Origin of the sequence: Mycobacterium sp. (genome assembly GCF_035697385.1) — a bacterium.
GTDB lineage: Bacteria > Actinomycetota > Actinomycetes > Mycobacteriales > Mycobacteriaceae > Mycobacterium.
Map to the genome: position 1 here is coordinate 1 of NZ_DASSCY010000171.1, position 8,318 is coordinate 8,318.

At 66.0% G+C, this 8,318-nt stretch carries 8 protein-coding genes; 2 read left to right on the top strand and 6 right to left on the bottom strand.

From position 1 onward, the window contains the following. The 3 genes from VFH65_RS14000 to VFH65_RS14010 all read right to left on the bottom strand — a co-directional run. On the bottom strand, window positions 1–601 hold a 601-nt coding region (locus VFH65_RS14000), incomplete at its 3' end, for an SMP-30/gluconolactonase/LRE family protein (protein ID WP_353322286.1). A 22-nt stretch (window positions 602–623) separates the two neighbouring features. Further along, entirely contained in the window at window positions 624–2,009 is a 1,386-nt protein-coding gene (locus tag VFH65_RS14005) for an aspartate aminotransferase family protein (RefSeq protein ID WP_353322287.1), read from the bottom strand. After that, window positions 2,006–2,524: an Lrp/AsnC family transcriptional regulator gene (locus tag VFH65_RS14010; protein ID WP_353322288.1), complete on the bottom strand. Its 519-nt coding sequence runs from the start codon at window positions 2,522–2,524 to the stop codon at window positions 2,006–2,008. Before VFH65_RS14010 ends, VFH65_RS14005 begins: the two co-directional genes overlap by 4 nt. Window positions 2,525–2,646: 122 nt before the next feature. On the opposite strand from VFH65_RS14010, the gene VFH65_RS14015 reads away from it, so the two are divergent. Beyond that, entirely contained in the window at window positions 2,647–4,140 is a 1,494-nt protein-coding gene (locus tag VFH65_RS14015; protein ID WP_353322289.1) for a gamma-aminobutyraldehyde dehydrogenase, read from the top strand. Between the two features lie 63 nt (window positions 4,141–4,203). Here VFH65_RS14015 and VFH65_RS14020 read toward each other — a convergent pair whose 3' ends face one another. Both VFH65_RS14020 and VFH65_RS14025 read right to left on the bottom strand, forming a co-directional pair. Beyond that, complete coding sequence (locus tag VFH65_RS14020; protein WP_353322290.1) at window positions 4,204–5,061, bottom strand: universal stress protein; 858 nt, start codon at window positions 5,059–5,061, stop codon at window positions 4,204–4,206. Window positions 5,062–5,092: 31 nt separating this feature from the next. Further along, window positions 5,093–6,601 (bottom strand): APC family permease, encoded by a 1,509-nt coding sequence (locus tag VFH65_RS14025; protein ID WP_353322291.1) that lies wholly within the window; start codon window positions 6,599–6,601, stop codon window positions 5,093–5,095. A gap of 112 nt (window positions 6,602–6,713) precedes the next feature. Here VFH65_RS14025 and VFH65_RS14030 point away from each other — a divergent pair, with 112 nt between their 5' ends. After that, entirely contained in the window at window positions 6,714–7,658 is a 945-nt protein-coding gene (locus VFH65_RS14030) for a sigma-70 family RNA polymerase sigma factor (protein ID WP_353322292.1), read from the top strand. On the opposite strand, the gene VFH65_RS14035 is transcribed toward VFH65_RS14030, so the two are convergent. Continuing rightward, window positions 7,655–8,318, bottom strand: a 664-nt coding sequence (locus VFH65_RS14035; protein ID WP_353322293.1) for a carboxymuconolactone decarboxylase family protein, incomplete at its 5' end; no start/stop codon positions are given. The genes VFH65_RS14030 and VFH65_RS14035 overlap by 4 nt on opposite strands.

The window sequence follows — 8,318 nt, forward strand, 5'->3', positions numbered from 1 at the left end:
CCATGGTTTCGGCGAACACCAGCGCTGAGCCGTCGGCTGTCGGTGTCACGCCGTTGGCGAAGTACAACCCCGGCACGACGGTCAACACCGTGCCGTCCGGGTCGCGGCGGAACAGGCTGCCGCGGGGACGCGCCTCCAACACCGCGCCCTTGAAATGCGCATAGGTGAACGCACTGGTCGACTCGGTGAAAAAGATTGTGCCGTCCGGCATTTCGGTGACGTTAGAGCAGAATTGCAGCCGCCGGCCGTCGACCTCTTCGACAAGGGTCTCCACCTTGCCGCTCGACGGGTCAAGCGCAAGCAGACCGCCAGGGCTGTTGCAGATCAACAGCCGGCCGTCGCGCGCGACCGCCAGCCCCAGCGGGCGCCCACCAGTGTCGGCGACCACCGACGGCTCGCCACCCTCCTGCGAGATCCGCACGATCCGGCCGTCGTCGACCCCGGTCCAGATCTGGCCGTCACCGTCGACCACCACGTCTTCCGGCGCGTTGCCCGGAACGGGAACGACAGTCAGCTCGGCGGGTCCGAACTCCGGCAGCGGATCGACGGACGGCGGCTGCCACCGGACAGGGTCGACCGGCGGTTTGGGCTGGGCACTCACCGGCCCGAGGTTAGCGCGGGGCTTAGAGCCGCCGGCTCGCTTCGCTCAGCACGCCGTGCAGAATCTCGTAGATCGCGTCGAATTCCTTCTGCCCGCTGATCAACGGCGGCGCGAGCTGAACGACTGGGTCACCACGATCATCGGCGCGGCAGTACAGGCCGGCCTCGAAGATCGCGGGGGTCAGGAAGCCGCGCAGCAGCCGCTCGGATTCCTCGTCGTTGAAGGTTTCCTTGGTGGCCTTGTCCTTGACCAGCTCGATGCCGTAGAAGAACCCTTCACCGCGGACATCGCCGACGATCGGCAGGTCATAGAGTTGTTCGAGCGTCGACCGGAATGCAGGCGCCATCTCCTTGACGTGGTCGTTGATGCCCTCACGCTCGAAGATGTCGAGGTTGGCCAGCGCCACCGCCGACGACACCGGATGGCCGCCGAACGTGTAGCCGTGCCCGAACGTCGTCTTGCCGTCGTTGAACGGCTCGAAGAGCCGATCGCTGGCGATCATCGCGCCGATAGGCGAGTAGCCCGACGTCAACCCCTTCGCACAGGTGATGATGTCCGGCACGTAACCGAAGTCGTCGCAGGCGAACATCGAGCCGATCCGGCCGTAGGCGCAGATCACCTCGTCGGACACCAGCAACACGTCGTACTCGTCGCAGATTTCGCGGACCCGCTCGAAATACCCTGGGGGCGGCGGGAAGCAGCCGCCGGCGTTCTGCACCGGCTCGAGGAAGACGGCGGCGACGGTGTCGGGACCCTCGAACTCGATGGCCTCGGCGATGCGATCGGCGCAGTACTGGCCGAACGCCTTGATGTCGTGCTCGAAGGGCGCGGGTGCCCGGTAGAAGTTGGTGTTCGGTGCCCGGAAGCCACCCGGTGTGAGCGGTTCGAACGGCGCCTTGAACACGGGCAGGCCGGTGATGGCCAATGCGCCCTGCGGCGTGCCGTGATAGGCGATGGAACGCGAAACCACCTTGTACTTACCGGGTTTCCCGGTGAGCTTGAAGTAGTTCTTGGCCAGCTTCCACGCGGATTCGACGGCCTCGCCGCCGCCGGTGGTGAAGAACACCCGGTTCAGGTCACCTGGCGCATAGCCCGCGATCCGCTCCGCGAGCTCGATCGCCGGAGGTGTCGCATAGGACCACAACGGGAAGAACGCCAGCTGCTCGGCCTGCTTGGCCGCGGCCTCCGCGAGCTCCTTGCGACCGTGGCCGACCTGCACCACGAAAAGGCCGCTCAATCCGTCGATGTAGCTCTTGCCCTTGTCGTCCCAGATGGTGACGCCTTCGCCGCGAGTGATGATCGGCGGCGTGATGCCTTGACCGTGACGCGCGAAATGACCCCACAGGTGGCGGTTGGCTTTTGCGCCCAGGTCGGTCGAAACTTCTTGTGTGATATCGGTAGTCGTCATCTTGTACCCCAATTGTATTGCTGTTTAACGAGTCTCAGGTAAACAAGTGTCTCGGTGGATATCACCCCAGGAAGCGCGCGGATTTGAGTGTTGAGCAGGTCGAGTAGGTCGTCGTCGTCCTCGCAAACCACTTCGACGATCGCGTCGAAGGAGCCTGCCGTGAGCACGACGTAGTCAACGGCGGGGATGGCGGCCAGCTTCTCGGCCACCCTGGTGGTGTCGCCGGTGCAGCGGATGCCGATCATGGCCTGGCGGGCGAAGCCCAGCTGCATGGGATCGGTGACAGCGACGATCTGCATGACGCCGGCGTCGACCATACGCTGGACCCGTTGACGCACCGCGGCCTCGGACAGCCCGACCGCCTTGCCGATGCCTGCGTACGACCGGCGGCCGTCCTGCTGCAACTTCTCGATAATCTGCTTCGACAAGTCGTCAAGCTGGAACGCCGCGCCGGGTCTAGACGTGTTGACACGGAGCGAGATGGGCTGGATGTGCGGAGCACCCCCGTTGGCCATGCCTGTGATTGTGCACGGAATCCGTCGTTACAAGCAACCACAGCCATGAAATCACTCGTTCGGAGGCGGTGCCGACGCGGGAATGCGTAGCCGCGTCCATCGGCTTCGGTTAGCGTTGGCGTATGAGTGTGGCGGTTTCCACCAGCGTGGCAGGCAGCTGGATCGACGGCGCCCCGGTAAGCACCGGCGGCGGCCTGCATCGGGTCGTCAATCCCGCGACCGGCGAGGCCGTCGCGGATTATGCGCTGGCAGCACCCTCCGACGTCGACAAGGCGGTGGCGTCTGCGCGCGCGGCGTTACGTGGCTGGGCGAATGCGACGCCGGCCGAACGCTCGGCGGTGCTGGCCAAGCTCGCGGTGCTGGCCGGCGAGCGCGCCGACGAGCTGGTCGCCGAGGAGGTCAGCCAGACCGGTAAGCCGGTGCGGTTGGCCGCCGAGTTCGACGTGCCAGGCAGCATCGACAACATCGACTTCTTCGCAGGCGCGGCCCGCCACCTCGAGGGCAAGGCCACCGCGGAGTACTCCGGCGACCACACGTCGAGCATCCGGCGCGAGGCCGTCGGCGTCGTCGCAACCATCACCCCGTGGAACTACCCGCTACAGATGGCGGTCTGGAAAGTGTTGCCCGCCTTGGCCGCCGGCTGCACCGTCGTGATCAAACCGTGCGAGCTGACCCCGTTGACGACGCTGACGCTGGCCCGCCTGGCCAGCGAGGCAGGGCTGCCCGACGGGGTGTTCAACGTCGTCACCGGCCTAGGCGCCGATGTCGGCACGGCGCTGGCAGGACACCGTGACGTCGACGTGGTGACGTTCACCGGGTCGACGGCGGTCGGCCGCAAGGTAATGGCCGCCGCCGCCGTGCACGGCCATCGCACCCAGCTCGATCTCGGCGGCAAGGCGCCGGTCGTGGTGTTCGACGACGCCGATCTCGACGCGGCGATCCAGGGTGCGGTCGCCGGGTCGCTGATCAACACCGGCCAGGACTGCACCGCGGCCACCCGCGCCATCGTGGCGCGCGAACTGTACGACGACTTCGTCGCCGGAGTCGGCGAGGTGATGAGCAAGGTCGTCGTCGGAGATCCGCATGATCCGGAGACCGATCTCGGCCCGCTGATCACGATGGCCCATCGCGACAAGGTTGCGGGCATGGTGGCCCGTGCGCCCGGCCAGGGTGGCCGCATCGTCGCCGGCGGCGCCGCTCCTGATCTGCCGGGGTCGTTCTACCTGCCGACGCTGATCGCCGATGTCTCTGAGGAGTCGGAGGTGTACCGCGACGAGATCTTCGGGCCGGTGCTGACGGTCCGGCCCTTCACCGATGACGACGATGCGCTGCGGCAGGCCAACGACACCGACTACGGGTTGGCCGCGTCGGCGTGGACGCGTGACGTGTACCGCGCGCAGCGCGCGTCGCGCGAGATCAAGGCGGGCTGTGTGTGGATCAACGACCACATCCCGATCATCAGCGAGATGCCGCACGGCGGTATGGGCGCGTCTGGCTTCGGCAAAGACATGAGCGACTACTCGCTCGAGGAGTACCTCACCATCAAGCACGTGATGAGCGACATCACCGGCGTTGCCGACAAGGACTGGCACCGAACGATTTTCGCCAAGCGCTGACGGCCGAACGTTCGTTACCGCTCGAGATCTTCGCGATTTTTCGAGCCGTAGGACTGGCGCTTCTCAGTCGTGGGGAATGACGACCACCGGCGCGTCGGTGCCGGCAAGGATGCGCGCAGCCGTCGACCCCAAGAACACCCGCCGTGGTGGGGCGAATCGGCTGGAGCCGACGACCAGCAGGTCCGAGGCGTCCCAATTGAGCTTCTTCAGCGCGGATTCCAGCGTCATGCCGTCGGCGACCACGCATTCGATGTCGGGTGCATCCGGCAGTGCGCGGGCGGCGACCGCGCAGTTCTGCTCGGCGGCCGCCACCTGGATTTGGCGCAGTTCGGCCAGGTTCTCGGCTTCGGCGAGGTTCTCCGCCGACACCAGCGTCACCATGCGGATCGGTAGTTCGGCTGCGCTGGCGAGGGTGATCGCGAACGGCAGCGGGTTGTCGGCGCCAGGGCGGGTCGGCACCGCGGCCGTCACTGACGTGGTCCGCTCCGGCGGGTCGTCGGCGTAACCGCGCGGGGCCAGTGCGACGGGCATGGGGGAGCGGTGCAGCAGCGCACCGGCCACCGAGCCGATGACGTGGCCGCCGAAGATGCCGTCGCGTGCGCCGCCGATGACGATCAAATCCGAGCTCTTCTGCTGGGCGAACTCGATCAGCGACTCGGCGTATGACTCGCCGACAAGAACTGTTGACGAGGCGCTCACGCCCCTGGCTGCCAGCGCGTCGATGGCCCTGGAGATCCACTCCTCGCCGCGCTCGACTAGCAGCAGCTGGTATTCGGCGCGGCCGGGATGGCCGTCCGGTAGTTCCTCGCGCACGACCAGGACGACGTCGACGTCGGCATCGAAGGTCTTGGCGAGCGCACCGGCCAGAGCGACACCGTCGTCGCCGGTGGGGGTGGCCAGGTATCCGACAGTCAAATGCATTGCTGTTCCTGTACTTTCATAGCCACTTCTCCTAGAAGACGTCCGGAACCTTGACTTCGGTTTCCGGCGTGAGGGTTTCGCCTCGGAAGAACCGCTTGGTGCCGAATGCGAAGCACAGCAGCATCAACGGAACTCCCAACGCCAGCATGCCGACGCCGAGGACGAAGACCCCGCCGATCGGACCGTAGGCGGTGTAGCCGTAGTCCGGCTGGATCATGTCGATGGCACTCTGGACGAACGCCCACGTCATCGCCAGCGCACCGAGAAGCGGGAATATCCCGCGCATGAACAGGTTTCGCGTCGAGGTGAAGAGACTTCGCCGGAAGTACCACACGCACGAGTAAGCGGTGATGCCGTAGTAGAACGCCACCGCCAGCCCGAGCGACGCCACCGAGTCCGCGAGCGCGTTCTCGGACAGGAAGGTCAGCACCAGGTAGAAGCCAAGCGCCGTCAAGCCCATGACCATGGTGCCGAACGCCGGCGTCATGTAGCGCGGATGCACATGCGAAAACCGTCTGGGGATAGCCTCATACACTGCCATTGACAAAGTGCCGCGCGCGGTGGGCAGGATCGTCGTCTGTGTTGATGACAGCGCGGAAACCGAAACGGTGAGCAACAGCAGCGACGCCGCTATCGTGCCTGCCACCGGCTTACCGAGGACGGTGAGGACGTCGTCGGTGTTCATCGCATTGTTCAGGCCGATTCCCACGTCACCGAACCCCGAGAACGACTGCACGGCATAGGCCACCAGCACGTAGGTGCATACCAGGATCAGTGTCGTGATCACGGCCGCGATGCCGGGTGTGCGGCCGGGGTCCTTGGTCTCCTCGCCAACGGCCAGGCAGGCGTCCCAGCCCCAGTAGATGAATATGCACAAAATGATCGCGGCCGCGATCGAGGATGCGTCGAGCCCGCTGGGCCACAGCCAGGACAGCTGCGGAGTGATCGCCTGTGCACCGGCGTTGCCGGCGAACACCCGGATCAGCGCAATGATGCTGACGACGATCAGGACGCCGAACTGGATGGCGATGAGCACATTCTGAACTCGTTCGGACACGACGATGCCGCGCGCGCTCAGCAGCGTCATGGCGATGATGAAGAACGACCCGAGCAGGAGCTTGGTGAACAGGTTCTCGGCCAGGTCGTCGAGCCCGAGGAACCTGAACATGTAGATCGCGGCGATCTCTGCGACGTTGGCCAGCACGATGATCGCCGAGACAGCAAGGCCCCAGCCTCCGATCCACCCAATCCACGGCCCGAACGCCTTGGTGCCCCATGTAAAGGTCGTGCCGCAGTCGGGGGTGTCTTGCGACAGTTCCTTATACGCGAAGGCGACCAGCAGCATCGGGATGAACGCGAGCACGAACATCGATGGTGCTTTCTCACCGACTGCGAGGACGACGTAGCCAAGTGTGGCGGCCAGGCTGTACGCGGGCGCCACCGCCGCCAGCCCGATGACGATGTTGCCGACGAGACCAAGGGCGCCTGCCTGCAGCCCCTTGTCACCGACGGCGGTCGCCGGTGGTTCCTTGATTGCCATGCGCGCAATATACGGTTTCCGTAGTTGCCAAGGAGGACCAACACGTAAATCGTTCCAGGACGACGGATTTGCGACGGATTGCGGCTCTAAGGTCCCGGCCTAGACTCGAACCATGACCGCGAGCACGCGCGTCGACGAGTTCGAGGAGCTGCGACCGCATCTGCTGGCCGTCGCCTACCGGCTCACCGGCACCGTCGCCGACGCCGAGGACGTCGTTCAGGACGCCTGGTTGCGGTGGGACCGCGACGAGCGCTTGCGCGAGGAGCCGTCGGACTCCGTCGACTCCGGTGCCATCAACGATCTTCGGGCGTGGCTGACCACCGTGGTGAGCAGGCTCAGCCTGGACCGGCTGCGCTCGGCCGCGCACCGGCGGGAAACCTACTTCGGCGAATGGCTGCCTGAGCCGGTCGTCACTGAGCTCGGCGGCTCGGACCCGCTCTCGGTCGTGGTGGCCGGCGAGGACGCGCGATTCGCCGCGATGGTGGTGCTGGAGCGGCTCAACCCCGATCAGCGCGTCGCGTTCGTTCTGCACGACGGTTTCGATGTGCCGTTCGCCGAGATCGCCGACGTGCTGGGGATCAGTGCGGCCTCGGCGCGCCAACTGGCGTCCCGAGCGCGCCGGGCGCTGGCGTCCGCACCGCCCCCGGTGAGTGACGACACCCACAACGAGGTCGCAGGCGCGCTGATGGCGGCGCTCGTCGCCGGTGACATGAAAGCCGTTGTGGCCCTGCTACATCCGGATGTGACGTTCACCGGTGACTCGAACCGCAAGGCGCCGACGGCCGCGCGCGTCATTCACGGGCCCGACAAGGTGGCGCGCTTCCTGTTCGGCCTGGCCCGCCGCTACGGGCCGGGGTGGCTGGAGTCGAACCGCCTGGCGATGGTCAACGGCCAGCTGGGCAGCTACACGCGCGGCGCTCCCGGCAGCGAGGGCCGTCCGGCGATGACTCCGCGAGTGACGGCGATGACGGTGCGCGATGGAAGGGTCTGCGCTATTTGGGATATCGCCAACCCCGACAAGTTCACCGCTTCGCCGCTGCGTCCTCATCGGGACTAATCCCCGGTCGCTACGCTCTTGCCCTCCGGCGAAGCCCACGGAACCCGGCACGCATCACCCGAATTGAAGCCCTGCTCGGTGATGCCCAGCGCGGAGTACATGCGTGCGCGCATGTTCTCGACCCCGATCTGATAGGTCAGTTCGATCACGCCATCCTCCCCGAAGCGGCGGCATAGATCGTCGACCTGCTCGTCGGTGATGGTGTGCGGGTCCTTCGTCATGGCATCGGCATAGGCGATGGCAGCGCGCTCGTCCTCGGTGTAGCGCGGCGAGGTTGCATAGTCGTCGATGTCCTTCAACCGGTCGACGTCGAGACCCTCGAGGCGCTGCAGCATCGCGCCGAAGTCGACGCACCACGAACACCCGACGGTGCGGGCCGTCCAGAACACCGCCAGTTCGAGGACGTTCTTCGGCAGCTTCTTCGACGCCAATCCCAGCATGCCCTCGTGCACGATGTTGGCCAGCATCAGCCGGGGATGATGCGCGGCGACGGCGAACGGTTCTGGCACCTCGCCGAACCGCCGCTTGGCCACCCGATAGAAGATCTTGGTCAGTAGCGAGGCGCGCTGCGGCGCTACGGGCGCGATGCGGGATTTCTGTGTCATACCCACTAGACGGCGCAGCCCCGAAATGTGTGACAGCACAGGTAACGGCGCCATG